General features: G+C 39.5%; 17 protein-coding genes and 1 tRNA gene. 12 read left to right on the forward strand and 6 right to left on the reverse strand.

Translation table 11 applies throughout. The annotated features are described in order from the left end of the window. Position 1 precedes the first annotated feature (1 nt). From MR054_RS14925 to MR054_RS14935, 3 genes are all read left to right on the forward strand, one after another. Positions 2–370 carry an FUSC family protein gene (locus tag MR054_RS14925; RefSeq protein ID WP_242158597.1) on the forward strand — a complete coding sequence of 123 codons (369 nt, stop codon included), beginning with the start codon at positions 2–4 and terminating at the stop codon, positions 368–370. Positions 371–493: 123 nt separating this feature from the next. Then, positions 494–1,546: a M28 family peptidase gene (locus MR054_RS14930; protein ID WP_242158637.1), complete on the forward strand. Its 1,053-nt coding sequence runs from the start codon at positions 494–496 to the stop codon at positions 1,544–1,546. Between the two features lie 118 nt (positions 1,547–1,664). Further along, on the forward strand, positions 1,665–2,657 hold the full coding sequence (locus MR054_RS14935) for a M28 family metallopeptidase (RefSeq protein WP_242158639.1): 993 nt from the start codon (positions 1,665–1,667) through the stop codon (positions 2,655–2,657). A 57-nt stretch (positions 2,658–2,714) separates the two neighbouring features. Here MR054_RS14935 and MR054_RS14940 read toward each other — a convergent pair. Both MR054_RS14940 and bshB1 read right to left on the reverse strand, forming a co-directional pair. Continuing rightward, a tRNA-His gene (locus MR054_RS14940) sits at positions 2,715–2,790 on the reverse strand. Between the two features lie 94 nt (positions 2,791–2,884). Then, positions 2,885–3,607, reverse strand: coding sequence for a bacillithiol biosynthesis deacetylase BshB1 (gene bshB1, locus MR054_RS14945; protein WP_242158599.1), 723 nt, complete (start codon positions 3,605–3,607; stop codon positions 2,885–2,887). A gap of 380 nt (positions 3,608–3,987) precedes the next feature. On the opposite strand from bshB1, the gene MR054_RS14950 reads away from it, so the two are divergent. From MR054_RS14950 to MR054_RS14960, 3 genes are all read left to right on the forward strand, one after another. Next, positions 3,988–5,829: an SLC13 family permease gene (locus MR054_RS14950; protein WP_242086411.1), complete on the forward strand. Its 1,842-nt coding sequence runs from the start codon at positions 3,988–3,990 to the stop codon at positions 5,827–5,829. Between the two features lie 40 nt (positions 5,830–5,869). Beyond that, positions 5,870–7,501 (forward strand): phosphoenolpyruvate carboxykinase (ATP), encoded by a 1,632-nt coding sequence (gene pckA, locus MR054_RS14955; protein ID WP_242158600.1) that lies wholly within the window; start codon positions 5,870–5,872, stop codon positions 7,499–7,501. 104 nt (positions 7,502–7,605) lie between these two features. After that, positions 7,606–8,277: a DUF2490 domain-containing protein gene (locus tag MR054_RS14960; RefSeq protein WP_242158601.1), complete on the forward strand. Its 672-nt coding sequence runs from the start codon at positions 7,606–7,608 to the stop codon at positions 8,275–8,277. Positions 8,278–8,279: 2 nt separating this feature from the next. Here MR054_RS14960 and MR054_RS14965 read toward each other — a convergent pair whose 3' ends face one another. Both MR054_RS14965 and MR054_RS14970 read right to left on the reverse strand, forming a co-directional pair. Continuing rightward, positions 8,280–8,867 carry a TMEM175 family protein gene (locus MR054_RS14965; protein ID WP_242086405.1) on the reverse strand — a complete coding sequence of 196 codons (588 nt, stop codon included), beginning with the start codon at positions 8,865–8,867 and terminating at the stop codon, positions 8,280–8,282. A 48-nt stretch (positions 8,868–8,915) separates the two neighbouring features. Beyond that, positions 8,916–10,322: an MATE family efflux transporter gene (locus tag MR054_RS14970; protein WP_242158602.1), complete on the reverse strand. Its 1,407-nt coding sequence runs from the start codon at positions 10,320–10,322 to the stop codon at positions 8,916–8,918. 197 nt (positions 10,323–10,519) lie between these two features. On the opposite strand from MR054_RS14970, the gene MR054_RS14975 reads away from it, so the two are divergent. Continuing rightward, complete coding sequence (locus MR054_RS14975; RefSeq protein WP_242086394.1) at positions 10,520–11,176, forward strand: HAD family hydrolase; 657 nt, start codon at positions 10,520–10,522, stop codon at positions 11,174–11,176. A 14-nt stretch (positions 11,177–11,190) separates the two neighbouring features. Here the strand turns inward: MR054_RS14975 and mscL are convergent, their stop codons facing one another. Together mscL and MR054_RS14985 are read right to left on the reverse strand one after the other, a co-directional pair. After that, positions 11,191–11,640 carry a large conductance mechanosensitive channel protein MscL gene (gene mscL, locus MR054_RS14980; protein WP_242158603.1) on the reverse strand — a complete coding sequence of 150 codons (450 nt, stop codon included), beginning with the start codon at positions 11,638–11,640 and terminating at the stop codon, positions 11,191–11,193. Between the two features lie 80 nt (positions 11,641–11,720). Beyond that, positions 11,721–14,924 (reverse strand): cytochrome c biogenesis protein, encoded by a 3,204-nt coding sequence (locus MR054_RS14985; RefSeq protein ID WP_242158604.1) that lies wholly within the window; start codon positions 14,922–14,924, stop codon positions 11,721–11,723. Between the two features lie 360 nt (positions 14,925–15,284). On the opposite strand from MR054_RS14985, the gene MR054_RS14990 reads away from it, so the two are divergent. The 5 genes from MR054_RS14990 to MR054_RS15010 all read left to right on the forward strand — a co-directional run bounded on the left by MR054_RS14990 (position 15,285) and on the right by MR054_RS15010 (position 19,363). Then, entirely contained in the window at positions 15,285–16,073 is a 789-nt protein-coding gene (locus MR054_RS14990) for a Rossmann-like and DUF2520 domain-containing protein (protein WP_242158605.1), read from the forward strand. Positions 16,074–16,093: 20 nt separating this feature from the next. Continuing rightward, a complete protein-coding gene (locus tag MR054_RS14995; RefSeq protein WP_242086388.1) occupies positions 16,094–16,624 on the forward strand; it encodes a KdsC family phosphatase in 531 nt (176 codons plus the stop codon). Positions 16,625–16,880: 256 nt separating this feature from the next. Continuing rightward, positions 16,881–17,792, forward strand: a complete 912-nt coding sequence (locus MR054_RS15000) for a geranylgeranylglycerol-phosphate geranylgeranyltransferase (protein WP_242158606.1) — start codon at positions 16,881–16,883, stop codon at positions 17,790–17,792. A gap of 2 nt (positions 17,793–17,794) precedes the next feature. Beyond that, on the forward strand, positions 17,795–18,388 hold the full coding sequence (locus MR054_RS15005; RefSeq protein ID WP_242158607.1) for a Maf family nucleotide pyrophosphatase: 594 nt from the start codon (positions 17,795–17,797) through the stop codon (positions 18,386–18,388). Positions 18,389–18,415: 27 nt separating this feature from the next. Further along, on the forward strand, positions 18,416–19,363 hold the full coding sequence (locus MR054_RS15010; RefSeq protein WP_242158609.1) for a septum formation inhibitor Maf: 948 nt from the start codon (positions 18,416–18,418) through the stop codon (positions 19,361–19,363). Positions 19,364–19,373 lie beyond the last annotated feature (10 nt).

Here is a 19,373-nt window from a genome sequence, read left to right on the forward strand (position 1 = left end):
TATGAAAACAGTATGTACAGGTTTAGCCATAGTTTGTTCCGTACTTACGGCAATATTTGCTGTTTTACCCCTATCGAATTTAGCGGTCATACCTGCTTTGGCAGCCTTGGTTTTTGGTTTGATCGCCTTTTATTGGTCTAGAAAAACAGGAGAAGTCAAGAAAATCATTCCGTTTACATTTTTACTTACTGGCGTCGCTCTCTGTTTTACGATCTATAAGGCTGTTTTTACCAGCACCGAAGTCGCTGAGACCACCGCTCTGGAGGCAAAGGAAAGCCAGCTTGAAGAGGAAGCTATTGAGGCCCTGGAGGACATTGACCTTGATCTTGAAGACCTTGAAGGTCTGGAAGATATCGATATCGAAGAGTAAGTATTTTTCCCTATTATGTTTATATTTGTTGAAAGTAAATTGTTAAAATTTTAAATTGACCCATTTCTAGCTCCGGATAATGATTTAATTGTAAGTTGCTTGGGATAATCTGTAATTATGCTTATCAAAACTCTCCTCTCTCTCACCTTCTTCTCCTTGTTGGGGACCTGTGCTAGCGAAAAGTATAGTACAAAAATTAAAAATCTTAAAAACAGCATCAAACTGATAGACAGCACCAAAGTCATGACCTACGCCAATACGATAACCCCCGAAGAATTGAGCACGCTTTTATTCGCATTTGCCTCTGAGGAATTTGAAGGGCGTAAAGTTGGTGAAGAAGGTCAAAAATTAGCGGCTAAATTCTTAAAAGACTATTACAAGGACCTGGGTATCGCCTCTCCCTTTGGCAATAACAACTATTATCAAACCATTCCGTCCTCATTTTTTTCAAACAACGCCAATTCTTCCGAAAATGTTCTGGCGTTCATTGAGGGATCTGAAAAACCGGACGAATTAATTATTGTTTCGGCGCATTTTGATCATCTTGGTATCACCGAAAATGGTGACATTAATTATGGTGCCGATGATGACGGCTCAGGAACTGTAGCAATTATGGAGATGGCCGAAGCATTTTTAATGGCGAAGAATGACGGATTCGGCCCTAAAAGGAGTATCCTATTTCTTCATCTCACCGCCGAGGAGATCGGTAAATTAGGTTCAGCATACTATACGACCTATCCTGTAATTCCTCTTGAAAATACCATTGCCAATCTCAATATAGACATGATTGGAAGGGTTGACAGCATGCACAAGGACCATCCTAACTATGTCTACCTTATTGGTTCGGACCGGTTAAGCAAAGAGCTTCATTATACCTCAGAAAAAGTGAATGCCGCATATTGTAATTTAGACCTGGATTACCGGTTTAATACCGAAGATGATCAAAACCATTACTATACCAGATCCGACCATTATAATTTTGCCAAACACGGCATACCGGTAATCTTCTATTTTAACGGAGAACATGAAGATTACCATATGCCCGGTGACACCCCGGACAAAATAGAATATAACTTGTTAAAAAGAAGAGCACAACTCATTTTTGCCACAATCTGGCAATTGGCCAACCAGCCCCATAAATTGGCACCGGATGAGCACCATGAATTGTTAAAATAGACCTAATTCGACCAGGCTTAACTTATAATTTTGTATTATAGCTTCCCTTTCAAACGTTTTTAAATGGCATTACAAATTAACTCCTAAGGTTATGTGTTCAAATAAACTTATCCTGATGATGTGCATCTCATTTTCAATGATTGCCTGTAGCTCGTCACAAACAAATAAATTAGCCTCTACGGATAGCGCAACGGTTACAAAATTTGCCGAGACCATTACGGCGGGTGAATTAAAGGACATGCTCTATGTTTATGCTTCCGATGATTTTGAAGGCAGGAAAACCGGAGAACCCGGACAAAAAAAAGCCATTAGCTTTATCAAGGACCATTACGTTGCCAATGGCATTGCCTCCCCCATAGCTGAGGGTGATTATTATCAGGAGATTCCGGCGTCATATTTTAATAATCTGGCTCAAGACTCTGAAAATGTGATAGCCTATATTGAGGGTTCTGAAAAACCGGATGAGGTCATCATTATTTCGGCACATTTAGATCACATAGGCATCTCCAATGACGGGAATATTAACAATGGTGCCGACGATGACGGTTCCGGAACTGTAGCCATTTTGGAAATTTCAGAAGCCTTTCAAACTGCTGTAAAAGCGGGTGATCGTCCTAAACGTTCTCTCCTGTTTTTGCATGTAACCGGAGAAGAAATTGGGTTGTACGGATCCAAGTTCTACACCGATGTGGATCCCATTTTTCCATTGGAAAAAACAGTCGCAAATTTAAATATTGATATGATTGGTCGCGTAGACCCCAAGCATGAAGATCAAGGCAATTATCTGTATTTAATTGGTTCGGACAAACTGAGTCAGGAACTGCATGACCTATCAGAGACGGTAAATCAAACGTACTTCAATTTAGAATTCGATTACACCTATAATGCCGATGATGACCCTAACCGATTCTACTATCGTTCCGATCATTATAATTTTGCAAAAAACAACATTCCGGTCATCTTTTATTTTAATGGCACCCACGCCGACTACCATAAACCAACCGATACCCCGGATAAAATCAATTATGCCTTTTTGGAAACCCGTACCCGTTTAATTTTTCATATGGCATGGGAATTGGCCAATCGTGAGGCGCGTATTACCTTAGACTAAACCCGTAAGTAACATACACAAAAAAAGCCTTTCAAAATTTGAAAGGCTTGTATTTTTGGGTGGAAGATCGGTCTCGAACCGACGACCTCCTGAACCACAATCAGGCGCTCTAACCAACTGAGCTACAACCACCATATAAATCGCAGGTTTATTGCGAGTGCAAATGTAATTTATTTCAGTTTCTCTACAAAACCTTTTTTTAATATTTTAAACCCTGACAGATGTCCTTATTTTAAATCGAACAAACTCTCTACACCGACATACCGCTCTACAGTAAAGCCTTCGGCGAACTCCACCCCTATTAAACGACCCAAATCCCTGGCGCGATAGTAAATACTATCTGTGAAATTTTTACTTGATATGGGGGTCTCCGGCTCGGTACTACCGGCATCATAAAATTGGGTTTTATAGGCCAGGACAGCCTGCATTTTCTTATCCATAAAGCCGGAAACATCGACTACAAAGTCCGGTTCTAAATTTTTCCATTGTATATAATGATAGACTTGTTTGGGACGCCAAGGATCCTGCCAATCCCCATCATCCTCAAAACGGGTATTAATTTTTAACAGTCCACTTAAGAAACAGGCATCACTCACCAATTTACTGGCTCTACCGTGATCTATATGTCTGTCGTCGACCGCATTGCAAAGTACAATGTCCGGTTTGTATTGCCTTATCATTTTTATTAATTCGATCTGATGGAATTGATCATTCCTGAAAAAGGCATCCTTAAATTCCATGTTAGTTCGAAAGGCCAATCCGAGAATTTCTGAAGCACGAGCAGATTCTTCCTCCCTGGTTTCAACGCTACCACGGGTTCCTAATTCTCCACGTGTTAAATCTATAATCCCCACTTTTTTACCTTGGGCAACTTCTTTGGCTATGGTGGCACTGCAACCCAACTCGACATCATCAGGATGGGCACCAATGGCTAGTATATCTAATTTCATATATCTGTCATAAATTGTTTAAACTTAAAAAACGATTTCAGATCCCCTTAGGCAACGGGTTCGCTGCCATTTCTGGAAGAATTTTTGCTCATTTTTTATTTTATGTCGTAATTATTGGTTTTATTTAACTTTATTTTTCTTAAATATATTAAGAATACTTAAAAAAGCGACATTACTATTACGTTTTCGTATACCACTTAATGATTAAATGCTATGAAATTTTCACAATTTATTAAAAGTGCTTTGTCTTATTAAAGTATGACATTAGTCATAATAATTATGTCCTGTTCCAGCGTAATTTTACCTTGTAAAACATAACATCCATTCTTATGATTTAAATAAGATGTCGTTCATGTAAAACTAATAAACAATTTCCAGATATGATCTATTTAATGCTCACCATATTAATCATAACCATTGGGCTTTTTATATGGGGAAAATTTACTCCGGATATTGTAGCACTCATATCCATGATCAGTTTGTTCCTAACCGGTATTTTGGATGTCACTGAAACCCTCAGTGGTTTTAGTAATCCCACGGTGATCATGATTGCCGCACTTTTTATTATTGGTGAAGGCATTGCACAGACAGGCTGGACTGCAATGGCAGGTAAAAAATTTGTGGAATGGGCCGGAAAAAGTGTCCCTAAGTTACTGGTTATTGTTACCCTGGGTGCTGGTGTCCTTTCCGGTTTTGTGAGTAATACCGGAACGGTAGCAACATTGATGCCTCTAACCATTTCTTCTGCCTGGAGCATAGGTACCTTACCCTCAAAAATGCTGATGCCTGTTGCTTTTGGTTCGAACACGGGTGGATTACTGACCTTAACAGGTACGCCTCCCAATATTATTGCGAGTAATGCCCTGATTGAAGGCGGTTTTGAGGGATTTTCATTTTTTGAGTTTGCCTTAATTGGAGCTCCCCTGTTAATTATCGCTTTAGTCTACTTTAGATATATCGGTTACCGGCTATTGCCAAAAAACAATACCAACAATAAACCTGTAAATATTGAATCCACATTGCACAAATGGATTGAAGCCTATAAAATAGACAATGACTATTACAGATTAAGAATACGAAGTCTATCACCGCTTATCAACACCAAACTGGAAGATTGGCATCTTGAAAAGGATTATCAAGTTTCTATTATCCGATTGAAAAGAAGACATCCCAATATCTTAAAGGGCATACATAGCTTCGAAGAATTTCCCAGTACCAATACGGAATTAAGATACCATGACATCATTACGGTAAAAGGAGATACAGAAGCCATAAACAGGTTAATGATAAAATTCAGACTCGGACTCCTACCCCTTGAGCCGATTACAGATGAACTCAAGAACAATCTCATCAATCAAGAGGTGGGCATGACCGAAGTTATTGTTAATCCCAATTCTATTTTAGTGGGACGACATTATCGCCTGGGCGATTATTTTAACAGATTTGGCATACAGTTACTCGCCGCTTCAAGAAATAATAAACCTCTGGAGGATAAGGAAATCACCGTTAAGGCCGGAGATGCATTTCTTCTTCGAGGTACCTGGGAAGATATTGACAATCTCAAAAAACAACACGAGAATCTGGTCATCATAGGAAGTCCGGAAGGCATGGCCAAAAATGTGGACAAACTCAATTTTAAATCTTACATCGCCCTGGGTTCACTTATCCTAATGATACTCTTTATGGTATTTAAGATTGTACCTGGTGCCATGGCGGCGTTAATTTCGGCAGGTATTATCTTGTTAACCGGATGTGTTCCGATATCCAAGGCATATAAGGGCATTAGTTGGACCAGCGTGGTTATGATAGCCGCCATGATTCCCATGGGTATTGGGCTTCAAAAAACAGGGACTGCCCAACTGATTGCAAACGGTTTGGTAAATTATCTGGGTTCCGTTAACCCGTTAATGTTACTTGGCGGGGTCTTTCTTTTGACCACAACCTTTAGTCAGGTCATAAATAATTCTGCAACTGCTGTGCTCATGGCTCCGATAGCCATCCTGGCAGCGAGTTCTTTGAATCTATCCCCTGAGCCATTCATGATTGTCGTAGCCATAAGTGCTTCCACGGCATTCTTAACCCCAATAGGGACCACAACGAATGCCATGGTAATGACTGCCGGCAACTACAAATTTATGAATTATTTTAAGGTCGGAGCCCCTTTGTTGCTAATATTTTTAATCCTATCGCTCATACTGGTGCCAATAATTTGGCCATTTTAACGCTATAATATATAAATAAGAACCATAAAACCCTTACAAAATGAAAACTTCAGACACCTTACTCAAAGACACGAGTTTAGAACAATATGGTATAACGGCTGGTATTGTGAATTGGAATTTAGCCCCGGAAGAACTTCAAAAAATTACTATCGAAAAAGGAATGGGTCGCGAAACCTCTAATGGTACCTTGGCCATTAATACAGGGAAATTCACCGGACGTTCTCCCCAGGACCGATTTATTGTTAAAGACGATTATACTGCAGATAAGGTATGGTGGGGAAAAACGAATAAAGCGGTAACTCCCGAAAATTTTGACCGATTGCAAAATGAAATTATAAGCTACCTTTCGGGAAAAGAAATTTACGCCAGGGATGGCTATGTTTGTGCCGAACCGGAATACAGAACTCAGATAAGAACCATCACGGAATATCCCTGGTCTAACTTATTTGTTTACAACATGTTTTTGAGACCAAGTGCCAAGGAGTTAGAAAACTTTAAGGAAGATTGGCTTATCTTATGTGCTCCCGGTTACGAATGTCCGGACCCTAAAGGGTATGGTATACGTCAGGGTAATTTTTCCATCCTGAACTTTACCAAGAAAATTGCCTTGGTTGGGGGATCTGCTTATACCGGTGAAATGAAAAAGGGCATCTTTTCAGCCTTAAATTTGATTTTACCAACCGAAAAAAATGTATTGCCCATGCACTGTTCTGCCAACGTTGGGAAAAAAGGAGATACTGCTATTTTCTTTGGGTTATCAGGTACAGGTAAAACGACACTTTCCGCCGATCCTGACAGAAAACTAATTGGTGATGACGAACATGGTTGGACGGCAGACAACACCATTTTCAATTTTGAGGGAGGTTGCTATGCAAAAGTCATAGATTTAACTGAAGAAAAAGAACCGGACATATACCGAGCTATAAGACCAGGAGCTTTACTTGAAAATGTCGTGTTTAAAGATAATGGCGAACCGGATTACGAAGATAGCAGCATTACTCAAAATACCCGGGTAAGCTATCCTATTTATCACATTGAAAATATTCAGGAAACCCTGTATGCCAATAATCCAAAGCATATATTTTTCTTGACCTGTGATGCCTTTGGTGTCCTACCTCCTGTTTCCAAATTAACGCCCGGCCAGGCGGCTTATCACTTCATTTCGGGCTATACGGCAAAGGTTGCCGGAACAGAAGCCGGCATTACGGAACCAGTTCCGTCATTTTCTGCCTGTTTTGGTGAACCTTTTATGCCATTGCACCCAACCGTTTATGGCGAAATGTTGAGCAAAAAAATGCAGGAGGCCGGTGTGAATGTATGGCTCATTAATACAGGGTGGAGCGGCGGCCCCTATGGCATTGGATCTCGAATAAAACTAAAATATACAAGAGCCATGATTACGGCTATCCTGAATGGCGATTTAGATGGCGTGGATTACGAACAAAATTTTATTTTCGGCTTGTTTATGCCCAAATACTGTCCCGGTGTACCAACTGAGATTCTGGATCCAATGAACACCTGGCTACAAAAAGGGGCCTATATTGGTAAAGCCATCCAACTAGCACACTCATTTCATTTAAATTTTGAGAAATTCACACAACAAGCGTCTCAGCAAATTATTGAAGGTGGACCACTAATTGATGAACACCATCACTTAAATGAACACTTTTAATAGGTTCTTATTAACCGTAAAAGGGGCTCTCTTCCGGAGCTCCTTTTACATTGTAAGAAACACTAATCTTTTAATTTAATTCAGAACACATATATTTACAGGTAATGAAAAACCTTGTATTCGTTTTAGGTTTTACTTTAACATTTTGTACAGGTCATGCACAACTTAATCCTGAGGACAAATTAGGGATTAGTTATGAATTTGGGACTACCCATAAAATATCTGAAAACTTCAGCATCAGTACCTATTCCCTGTTATGGCTCTATGAGGTCAATGATAATTTTAATTTTATCTTGTTAAATGCCGGTCTTAACTATCAAATAACGCCCCATGCATCCGGATCCATTTCTTACGGCTATTCGGATTATGACGGGACAATCGATATCTCATCTCCCCATACTCTTGAAAACCGAATATCTGAACATATTGTTTACAAGCACCATTTAATTAAAGTCCCTCTGGAGCATCGATTTAAAGTGGAACATCGCTTTTTAAGAACCCCAACATCAAAACAAACGGTAACCCGGTTTCGATACCGCATTGCAACCCAACTTAAACTCAGTCATGCGCTATTTATTTATTTAAAAAACGAATGGCTGCTTTCTCCTAATTTGAGTAACACCCCGGAAAACCGGTTTAATGGTGGATTGGGCATCCATTGGAATAAATCGAGCACGGTTCTACTAGGATATTTCAACAGAAACACCATGAATAGGATGAACCTGCATAGACTTCAAGTCGGGCTGTTTATCAAAACAGATTGGAGAAAGAAATAAGGTTACTCTGTGAATTCAGCTTTCAAGGTTTTTTCTATGCGACGATCCGGAATAAGCCAAATTACAGCGACCAAGATATAAAAGAAACCACTTATCCAAACGTTGAGCAATGCACCTGTAATCCCTAATATATATAAAACAGGAGACATTTTCCCCTTGATATCCCTGCCCAGGGCTTTTGCTAAAATGGAATCTTTACCGTGACTTTTTATAATCAACGCCTGTAAAACAAAATAGGCTATGGCCGCACCTAACAAAATTATACCATATAAGAAAACAGATGCCGCAGTAAAATGATTTTCACCCATCCACCCGGTAACAAATGGGATTAGGGACAACCAAAACAGCAAATGCATGTTTGCCCATAATATGCCACCGGTGACATGTCTAACGGTCTGCATCATATGATGATGGTTATTCCAATAAATGGCTAAGTAAATAAAACTCAGCACATAACTTCCAAAAACAGGGAGTAAGGGTTTTAAATCCTCAAAGTCGCCTCCATGGGGGACTTTTAATTCCAATACCATAATGGTGATAATGATCGCCAAAACGCCATCCGTGAAGGCTTCCAGTCTTCCTTTGGTCATGATACAATTGGTTTAGTTGTTTCAGGACAGTAATTTACGAATTTACGTTTACACCACAACAGTTTTCCAGTCCCCTTTCTTAAACCAAATTATAGCAATAATCGCAATCCATACTTCGGCAAGCGTTATGGCCCAAAATACACCCGAAGGCCCAAAATCCAAACTCATGGCCATGAGATAGGCAAATGGCAATTGAAATAACCAAAAGCACACAAAATTAATGTAGGTCGGGGTCTTGGTATCTCCTGCCCCATTAAATGCGTTAATGACCACCATACCATAACCATAAAAAATATAGCCCGCAGCAATAATACGCAAACATAAACTCCCATAGTTCACCACATCGGGAGTCGTATTAAATAAGGTAATAATTTGTGGCGCAAACCCCAGGTATCCCAGGGAAACCAAACCCATAAAAATAGCACTGTATTTTCCCGTTTTCCAAACCGACTGTTCAGCCCGCTCCGGTTTTTGAGCTCCTAAATTTTGACCCACTAAAGTAGCAGCTGCATTACTCATTCCCCATGCCGGCATTATGGTGAACATCATCACCCGGATGGCAATGGTATAACCCGCAAGAACTTCACTCCCGAACTCACTCATAATACGCATCAAAAACACCCAGGATGAGGTTCCAATTAAAAACTGTCCGATGCCACCCAGAGACACCTTAATTAAATTAAACATGACCTTGAGGTCTAATATCAAATCCTTAAACCCGATTTTAATTTTACTGTATCCGATAAACAAAATGGCCAATTGAAATATTACAGCCGTCCCCCGACCTATCGTGGTTGCTATTGCTGCCCCCTGAACACCAAATTCCGGTATAGGCCCGAAACCAAAAATAAAAATGGGATCCAGAATGATATTCAGTCCGTTGGAGAGTACTAAGGTCCACATAGCCACTGATGCATCCCCCGCACCCCTAAAAACCGCATTTATTAAAAATAATAACATAATGGTTACATTTCCACCAAGAAGTACCTGTGTGTAACCAAACCCCTCTTCAATCAAATCGGTTTCCCCACCCATAAGGGCTAAAATGTTTTTGGGAAACAATATGCCGATTGTACTTATAATTGCAGCAACAAAGACACCAAGAAAGATCACCTGAACGGTGGCCATGGCAGCCCCTTTTAAATCCTTCTCTCCAACCCGTCGAGCCACTACTGCCGTGGCTGCCATGCTTAAACCTATGGCTACCGCATATACCAGGGTGATTACGGATTCTGTTAAACCGATGGTTGCGACAGCATTTACACTAACCTGAGATACATATAGAATATCCACCAATGCGAAAATGGACTCCATGAGCATTTCCAGGATCATGGGAATGGATAGCATAAATACCGCTCTTCGAATACTTCCAGAAGTAAATTCCTGTTCCTTACCTGTAACGGCTATTTTAAAATAATGAATGAATTGTTTTAAGGTAATTTTATTTGATTGCATTCTAAGTCAATAATAAAGATAAACGTAGCCAAATGTAACCTAAGACATCCAGCGCTTTTTTTGTTCGAGAGGATCTCGATACCAAACGGAAGTAGAATTAAACAATCATAAGCCACAAATATGAACAAATAATTTAAAACTACAAAATTGTTTCTTATGGTTTCAGGCAATATGTATCTTCGCAAAAAAAAAAATTTATGCTCAAAGCGGTCATATTTGATATGGACGGGGTTATTGTAGACAGTGAGCCCCTTCACCGTAAAGCCTATGATCTGATGTTCGAAGAGGTGAACATCCAGGTTAGTGATGCCCTGTATGAATCGTATACGGGAAAAGCGACCTTGCCTATCTGTCAGGACCTTTGCCAACAATTTAATCTGAAGGCACTTCCTGAAACCTTAGTGGCCCTAAAGCGCAAGCATTACAGATATTTGTTCGACAATGACCAAAGTTTTACCCTTATTGATGGTGTTTTGGATTTAATTAAGGATTACCATTCCAACGGATTAACATTGGTATTAGGGTCTTCGGCATCCATGCCGAATATTGAACGCATTTTTGATCGCTTTGAGCTTAACAGGTATTTTAAGGCCAAATTAAGTGGCGCCGATCTAAACCAATCCAAACCACATCCCGAAATTTTTATTAAAGCGGCTCAGGCGTCGGGTTACAGCCATAAAGAATGCATGGTTATTGAAGACTCCACCAATGGTATTGAAGCTGCCCGTGCAGCCGATATTTTTTGTGTTGGGTACGACAGTAAGCACTCCAAAAACCAGGATTATTCTTTGGCAGACCAGGTGATCACAGATTTTAAAAGCATCTCTTTTGACCGATTATCCCATCTTTTCTAATGGCATGCGATACCCTACTTTTTTTCCTTTGATTGTAACAGCGTATTCTGTTCTTCAACCAACTCGGTAAGCCTGGACAGCAGTTCTATATCCTTTGGGGTGGCTACCGTGTCATCTTTTGAATCGTGAGCCCTATTCCGAAGTCTATTCATAAACTTAACCACAACAAATACGGTAAATCCGATAATTAAAAAATCTAAAAAAGCCTCCCCAAACGCCCCATATCCAATGGCCACTTCATTGGTTTTTAGGGTGCCATCCATATTTTTAACGGCTTCTTTTAAAATAATTCGCTTATCCTGAAAATTTACACCATTGGTAAGTAAGGAAAGCGGTGGCAGCATGACCTTTTTTACCAACACATCTATTACTTTATTAAATGCCGCTCCTATAATAATACCAATGGCCATATCCATCATATTACCCTTAACAGCAAACTCTTTAAATTCCTTAAATAATCCCATAATTCATGTTTTAGATATACAAAACTAAAGGAATATGGGGTATAACCGAAGCCATTTCATTAAGAAAATGGTAAAAGCAACTATGATTTAAAATGTTTGGTATAGCCTCTGTACCCAAAAAATCCAAGCAAGGCAATCGCTGAAAGGGCAATGGCTATGATTTTAAAACTGGCTATTTGTTGTCCGGACTGATACGAGTGCAATCCCGATAAATAAAAATTTACACCAAAATAAGTGAAAATGATAAAGGCTATGGCGATAACCGAGCACAAGTTAAAGAACCATCGTCCACGAAGACCGGGAATCAATCGCATGTGAATCACAAAGGCATATATCATAATACTAATGAGTGCCCAGGTTTCCTTGGGATCCCATCCCCAATAGCGTCCCCAACTTTCATTGGCCCACATACCCCCCAAAAAATTACCAATGGTTAGCATGACCAGGCCAACGGTTAAGGCCATTTCATTAATAATGGTCAGTTCTTTAATGTTCAATTTCATTTTGGTTTTATTCTTTCGGGATGAAATAGCCATAAGAAACAAAGACACCACACCTAAAATCATACCCAGAGTAAAGGGTCCATAACTTGCCACAATAATGGCAACGTGAATCATGAGCCAATAGCTGTTCAAAACAGGCTGAAGGTTACCAATAGCCGGATCCATCCACTGGAAATGCGCTACCATTAATAATATTGAAGTTACAAAAGCTGTGGAAGCCAGGGTCAGGTTACTCTTTCTACCAAATATCAACCCAAATAACATCGTTGCCCAAGCCACATAAATCATGGATTCATAGGCATTACTCCACGGCGCATGCCCGGACACATACCAGCGCGCAATCAAACCTATTAAATGTAATACAAATAACCCCACAATAATCCATTTCAAGAGATTTATGACCACGTTTATGGATTTACTCTTATCCCTTAAAATCTGAACAATCAACAACACAAACATTAAAGTACCGGCATACATATACCAACTGAATATGTTTTTAAAAATATCGTACTTATTGTAAAGGACTTCGGTATGGATCTTATCATCCGTCAACATAACCTCGGCTCCATATTTATGCTGTGTCTTGGTGAAAGCGCTTAACAGTTTCTCTGCTTCTGAAAAATCACCACTTTTTTTAGCACTGTCCAGGGTAAACAAATAGGCCCTGAGGCCATTTTTTATAAAATTCCCATAAAGCGAATCTTCAATTTTATGGGTGTTAAATCTGTAATCGTAAGCCGAAATCCATTTATTATTATCATCATTCGGTATTGGAAACAGTCTTAAGGATTCTCCCTCAATGGTATTGTACAACAAATTTACACGTTTATGGGCCTCCTGGATTTCTTTTTGATAACCATTAGGTTTAGTGGTGTTAAAAGCCTCCTCAAGATAGGGCTGCAATTTATACTCTCCCCGCTCGGTAAAGAAATCGGCCAAGGTCACATACTTGTCCTCTATGCTGGTTCCTATAATGCGCCTAATGGTGTCTGCTTTTTTCTTTGCTAAATAAATGATGGGAATATTGTACCACAACCTCGGACTCTCCTGCATGGATAAAAAGATTTGGTGGGCATCAAAACCTTCATAACTATCGTGTTTACTCAATTTGCGTAACATTTCAGAAGCATAGGTGCTTACCGGCTTCATTCGTCCATCAGAATCTTGAATAACCAGATGCGCAAATTTTTCAGCATGCGCTTTAGGGGTTATATTGACCGCCAAAATAGAATCCATCTGGGCTTTACCGGGCTTTAGGTGAGTTGCGGTTTGGGTCTCGTGATCATGACCCGGGTCTTGCGTTTGCGCTTGTAAAAATCCGCTAAGCCCCAGACATATCAAGAATACCGCAAGCCGTTTTGCCTTCTTTAATTTCACCTTTTTAAGTTGCTTCTTTAAATCGGAAAATCGGGATCCTTGGACAAATAAAATGGCCAATAATCCAAAGAAAAGCATAAAATAGCCAATGTAGGTAAAGAAGGTTCCCCAAAAATCATGGTTTACCGATAGAACAGTTCCTTTTTCATCAGAATCAAAACTCGACTGGAAGAAGCGATAGCCACGATGGTTTAGAATGTTATTCATATAAATCTTATAGTCGAAACTCCCTTGCTCCTTATCAATTACAGTAACATCACTGGAATAGGCCGAATTTATATTGGAGCCCGGAAATTTGTCTGCTACAAAATCGTTCAGCTTTATACTAAACGGTAAGGTTAAGGTCTTGGAACCATATTTAAAGGCAAAATCCAAACCGCCTAGATGTAGTTGTTTAAATTTATTATCTATCCCTTTTCCACCCAGTAAACCAATAGACTTGGTCTCTCCCTTAGTAGTTACTTTAAGGACTACGCCATCCAGATCATTTTTTAGCATTTGGGATTTTGCTACAACGCCAAAGACCCCTTTAACTACTGGCTTAGGGAATACCAATTGCATATTTCCAATAACATAACGCGAACGTAAAAATAACGGCTGTAAGCTATCTTTAATTAATTGGCCTTGAGCCATGGTTGCCATGGTCATATATTCCCCTTCAAATGGCGATTTGATGCTTAACGAATCGTTTTGATACGTAATATTTACAGCACCATCGGTAGGCTTGTTCAGTGCAAAAAGGATATTGTGGATGTTCGCGACCTCACCAACTTTTAAAAAATGATTATGTGGCCCATTAGCACCGGCTTCCACAATCTTTAGATATTCTTCGCCCTGGTCATCCGGTAGTATATCTTCCTCCGCACCAGTGATAAACTTGTCCAAGGTAATTGTAATCGGTTGTCCGTTATAATCGGTTTCAACCGTAAAATCGTTATCCAATCGTGGTGAAAAATCAACTTCAATCTCTAAAGGACGTCTTTGTGCAACACCATCAATTTTATAATCTCCATCGATATAACATGTAATGTACGTTTTTTGAGATAAAAACGTGTTTTCCGTGGCCCCTTCACGAATGGCCATCATCCCTTCAAAACCAACATAGCGTGTAATACCGGCACCGATAAGAATAAATATAAATGCCAGATGAAGCATTAGGGTTGCCCATTTTTCTTTTTTATACAGTTTGAATCTAAAAATGTTCCCTGTAAAATTGACGACAAACAGTACCAAAATAGACTCGAACCACCACGCATTATAAATTAATGTTCTGGTGAATGGCGTGGGCGACGTATCTTGCCCGGCATCCAAAAACGTTCCGGTTGCCATAGCGGCAGCGAAGGCTATGAATAACATAGCCGTGAGCCTTGTAGAAAAAAGAATTTTGGCGAGTTTTTCTTGCATGGTACACACTCTTTTTGAGGTCGTGCAAATTTACATATTTCAATTTAGTTAATCGTGTTAAAATTACAGATAGTTACGGAATGGATTGAACGGCATTTAGATTTCCTCTAAACAGGATAGAAATGCTTTTAAAGGTTTAATGTCTTTTGGATGCCACCACGAGCCTAATGCGTTGTTATACATGTTGAACATTCTGGTATTCTACATGAAATGTACCACTGAGTATGAAATGCATATATACAACCCTGTACGACACGTCATGCCCATTCTAATTCTTGTTTCGGTCTTTAAGATGGTGGCTTGTCCATAAAGTTGTGATTACCTGTTTTTAAATATCACATTATTACCTATTTTAGCACCATGATTTCTGTTAGCATCCTTGGTGCAGGTAATGTCGCCACACATTTATACAAAGCGTTTGAAAAGGCTGAGAACATAACAGTTAATCAATGGTATAATAGGAGCCTAAGAGCCATTACATCCTATAAAACCAAGGTTGATATCACTGATGATCTGAATACTCTGCGAGAGTCCGATATCTATATTTTGGCGGTAAGCGATGATGCGGTTGCTGAATTATCGACGCAACTCCCTTTTGAAAACCGATTGGTATTGCACACATCGGGCAGTGTCAATGTGCACGATCTGGATAAAAAAAACAGACGTGGCGTACTTTATCCTATACAAAGCTTCAGTAAAACTTCAGAAATCGATTTTAGTCAGGTACCGGTTTGTATAGAAACCCTGCATAAGCCGGATTACCATTTGGTTAAACAATTGGCCGTTAGTATGGGCAGCCCGACCAAAAAGGTGAATAGTGACCAACGGCGTTCGTTACACTTAGCTGCAGTTTTCGTTAACAATTTCACCAATCAATTATACCGCATTGGACATGAAATTACCGAGGCCCATGGGGCTGAGTTCGAACTCTTAAAACCACTTATCCTGGAAACCGCAAAAAAAGTCCAAACGGTTTCTCCATATATGGCGCAGACGGGTCCTGCAAAACGCGGTGATGCAAAGACCATAAAAAGTCATTTAAAGCAACTCAATAAAAAACAGTACAGGGAGATTTACAAGTTACTGACCTCCTCCATTCAGGAAACCCATGGCTCGGGTCCCTTCCGGCAATTACATTCCGAAGAATAATTAGGCTAAAACAAAAAACAATGGAAGAAAAAAGTTATAAGGAATATTTGGAACATATCACCACCTTCATTTTTGATGTTGATGGTGTTCTAACCGATGGATCCGTAATAGTTACTACCAAAGGTGAAATGCTCAGAACAATGAGCATCAAGGATGGCTATGCCATAAAAATGGCCGTAAACAAAGGGTATAATATCGGGATCATTTCGGGAGGAACCAATGAAGGAGTGAGATTGCGGTTAGAAGGTCTTGGGGTTAAAGATATTTATTTAGGCGCCCACAATAAAATGGAGCAACTAAACATATACTTCAGTAAAAGGGGCATCAAGCATGAAAATGTGTTGTATATGGGAGACGATGTTCCGGACATTCCGGCCATGAAAATGATTGGTTTGCCTTGCTGTCCTCAGGATGCCGTACCGGAAATAAAAGCCATTTCAAAATATGTATCCCATAAAAAAGGGGGGAAAGGGGCTGCTCGTGATGTCATCGAACAGGTTCTAAAAGTTCAAGGTAAATGGAATGATTATTATGATGCCAAAAACGATTGACGATTACATCTTTTTTCCATGGAAACGAGCACGAAGAAGACCTGTTACCGGATCTGGATATATGGGGATTTGAAAACCATACCTAAAGCAAGTATTTAACCCATTTTAGAAAAAGACATTTTCCTCCGTGAAAGCTACCTTTAACGATAACCCCCCAGGCCATGATCCACTTAACTTTGCACCCCATACACTCACGACGGACCCACATCATACCACTAAAAACACAAAAAAGAAGACTAATTAAATCCTGATACTTTTGAATTTTCTCAATCTCATCCGCTGGAAAAACCTATGCATGATTGCCTTGGCTCAATTATTAATAAAATATGCGCTTCTGGAACCACTTGGGGTTAATACAAGTCTAAATGTGTTGGGGATTATTATCCTTATCATGGCAACCACTTGCATTGCTGCTGCAGGAAATATTATCAATGACTTATACGATATAGACACGGATACCATTAACAAACCTCATAAACTTATTATTAACAAATTCCTCTCAGAACAGGCCGCTTTTAATGGGTTTATAATTTTTAACCTTCTTGGTGTTGGTTTGGGGTTTTATGTTTCCCATTTGGTAGGGAAAAGTGCTTTCTTTTCGGTGTTTGTGGTGAGTTCGGCATTGCTTTATGTGTATGCCAGTTATTTAAAACGTCTGTTTTTAATTGGTAATATTGTCATTTCTATTTTAGTGGCCTTAAGCATTCTAATTGTTGGTATTTTCGATTTGCTACCTGCAGTTACTCCGGAAAACCAACACATACAGTTATCCGTATTTAAAACCATCCTTTATTATGCTGTATTTGCTTTTGTTTTAAACCTCATTCGTGAAATTATTAAGGACATGGAGGACGTTGATGGCGATAACAAAACGGGCATGCATACCTTACCTATTGTCATTGGATTCTCGTGGACACGGATTATTGTATTTGTTTTAATGTTGATGACTACAATAAGCCTTTCCATGTATACTATTAATTCACTGTATAGAAACCCTGTAGCATCGGGTTACTTTTTGTGTTTTGTTATTGGCCCACTACTTTATAGTAGTATTATATTGATAAATGCCAAAACCAAAAAGGATTTCAACCATTTGAGTCACCTGTTAAAACTAGTGATGCTTTTTGGCATGCTTTCCCTACTTTTATACAAGTATATTCTTCTGTAACCATGCTAAACGACAAATTAAAAGATTATCATATTATTTTGGCTTCCGGATCACCTCGCCGACATGAATTTTTTAAAAATTTGGAACTCGATGTTGAGATTCGTTTAAAGCCCATAAAAGAAGAATATCCAAAGCGACTCACACATTTCGAAATCAGTAATTATTTATCGGAATTAAAAGCTTTGCCCTTTAAGTCAGAATTAACCCCTAAAGACATCCTCATTACCAGTGACACCATTGTTTGGCATGACGGGGCGGCTCTGGGTAAACCCAAGGACAAAGCGGAAGCTTATAGTATGTTAAGTGCATTGAGCAATGCTACCCATGACGTTATTACCTCGGTTAGTTTTACAACCCAATCCTTTCAAAAAACTCTATACGATATTACAAAAGTGACCTTCAAATCTTTATCCGACGAAGAAATAAGGTACTATATAGAGAAATGCAGCCCTTTTGATAAAGCGGGCGCATATGGTATACAGGAATGGATTGGACAAATTGGTGTCACCAAATTGGAAGGGTCCTATTTTAATGTCATGGGCCTACCCACACACCTGGTTTATAAAACGTTAAACGATATTGCAGAGGCCATATAAGTTTGTAACTTTACAGATATGATGGGCATGTTAAAAAAAATTATAAAGGTAAACCTTCTGTTTTGGTTTGTTTTAGGGCTGTTTGGTTTAACACATTCCTGTAAAAAGGATGCTAAGAACATGGTATTTACCGAAAATCCATCAAAATCATCGGTGATGCCAGGCAGCACCAATTCAACGCCCTTGACACAAGAATTCAAGCGGTATTGGTTTGCTGGCGAAGCAGAAATATCGTCGTATCAGCTTGAACAAGCACGGTATGGAGAACTAAGACAAGGCAAAGCGGTTCTGGTTTATGTTACCGAACCGTTTTTAACCGATAAACAAGTTAAGGCTGAACATAGCGATACCAGCACGATGACGGTATTAAAGTTAAATGCCACAAAAACATTTAATACCGGCATTTACCCATATTCCATCATGCAGAGTACGTTTTACCCTTTAGGGAATAACGCACATGCCATTAAGGTATCCTGTTCCGTTCAAGAATGGTGTGGTCATATCTATACGCAAATCAACAACCGGGACTCCCTTGAAGTCACATCGCATTCCTATTTCGAAAATGAAGCCGATGAACGCTTCAAGTTAGAAAAAGCCATCCTGGAAAATGAGTTGTGGACCAAACTACGCATTGATCCGAATGCCTTACCAACAGGAGCACTCGACGTCATACCGGCCTTAGAGTTTAACAGGCTACGTCATGTCTCCATTAAGTCCTATAAAGCTTTTGCGACATTGGAAAAACAGGTTTACACTCTAGATTACCCGGAATTAAAACGGTCCCTTTCCATTACCTTTAACCCTGAGTTTCCCCATGATATTTTAAAATGGGAAGAAACGATTAAAAGCAGTCCGGACACCAACTCTACCCCCTTAACCACAAAAGCCACGAAACTCAAAACCATAAAATCGCCATATTGGCAAAAAAACAGTAATAAAGATGAGGTCTTAAGAGATACGCTGCAACTAAATTAAATTTGTAATT

Source organism: Aestuariivivens sediminis (genome assembly GCF_022662105.1).
Taxonomy (GTDB): domain Bacteria; phylum Bacteroidota; class Bacteroidia; order Flavobacteriales; family Flavobacteriaceae; genus Aestuariivivens; species Aestuariivivens sediminis.

Bases quoted from the DNA above. Each gene is read 5' to 3' on its own strand.
- MR054_RS14925 (WP_242158597.1), top strand. From the start codon at position 2: ATGAAAACAGTATGTACAGGTTTAGCCATAGTTTGTTCCGTACTTACG.
- MR054_RS14935 (WP_242158639.1), top strand. From the start codon at position 1,665: ATGTGCATCTCATTTTCAATGATTGCCTGTAGCTCGTCACAAACAAAT.
- bshB1 (WP_242158599.1), bottom strand. From the start codon at position 3,607: ATGAAATTAGATATACTAGCCATTGGTGCCCATCCTGATGATGTCGAG.
- MR054_RS14950 (WP_242086411.1), top strand. From the start codon at position 3,988: ATGATCTATTTAATGCTCACCATATTAATCATAACCATTGGGCTTTTT.
- pckA (WP_242158600.1), top strand. From the start codon at position 5,870: ATGAAAACTTCAGACACCTTACTCAAAGACACGAGTTTAGAACAATAT.
- MR054_RS14960 (WP_242158601.1), top strand. From the start codon at position 7,606: ATGAAAAACCTTGTATTCGTTTTAGGTTTTACTTTAACATTTTGTACA.
- MR054_RS14965 (WP_242086405.1), bottom strand. From the start codon at position 8,867: ATGACCAAAGGAAGACTGGAAGCCTTCACGGATGGCGTTTTGGCGATC.
- MR054_RS14970 (WP_242158602.1), bottom strand. From the start codon at position 10,322: ATGCAATCAAATAAAATTACCTTAAAACAATTCATTCATTATTTTAAA.
- MR054_RS14975 (WP_242086394.1), top strand. From the start codon at position 10,520: ATGCTCAAAGCGGTCATATTTGATATGGACGGGGTTATTGTAGACAGT.
- mscL (WP_242158603.1), bottom strand. From the start codon at position 11,640: ATGGGATTATTTAAGGAATTTAAAGAGTTTGCTGTTAAGGGTAATATG.
- MR054_RS14985 (WP_242158604.1), bottom strand. From the start codon at position 14,924: ATGCAAGAAAAACTCGCCAAAATTCTTTTTTCTACAAGGCTCACGGCT.
- MR054_RS14990 (WP_242158605.1), top strand. From the start codon at position 15,285: ATGATTTCTGTTAGCATCCTTGGTGCAGGTAATGTCGCCACACATTTA.
- MR054_RS14995 (WP_242086388.1), top strand. From the start codon at position 16,094: ATGGAAGAAAAAAGTTATAAGGAATATTTGGAACATATCACCACCTTC.
- MR054_RS15005 (WP_242158607.1), top strand. From the start codon at position 17,795: ATGCTAAACGACAAATTAAAAGATTATCATATTATTTTGGCTTCCGGA.
- MR054_RS15010 (WP_242158609.1), top strand. From the start codon at position 18,416: ATGTTAAAAAAAATTATAAAGGTAAACCTTCTGTTTTGGTTTGTTTTA.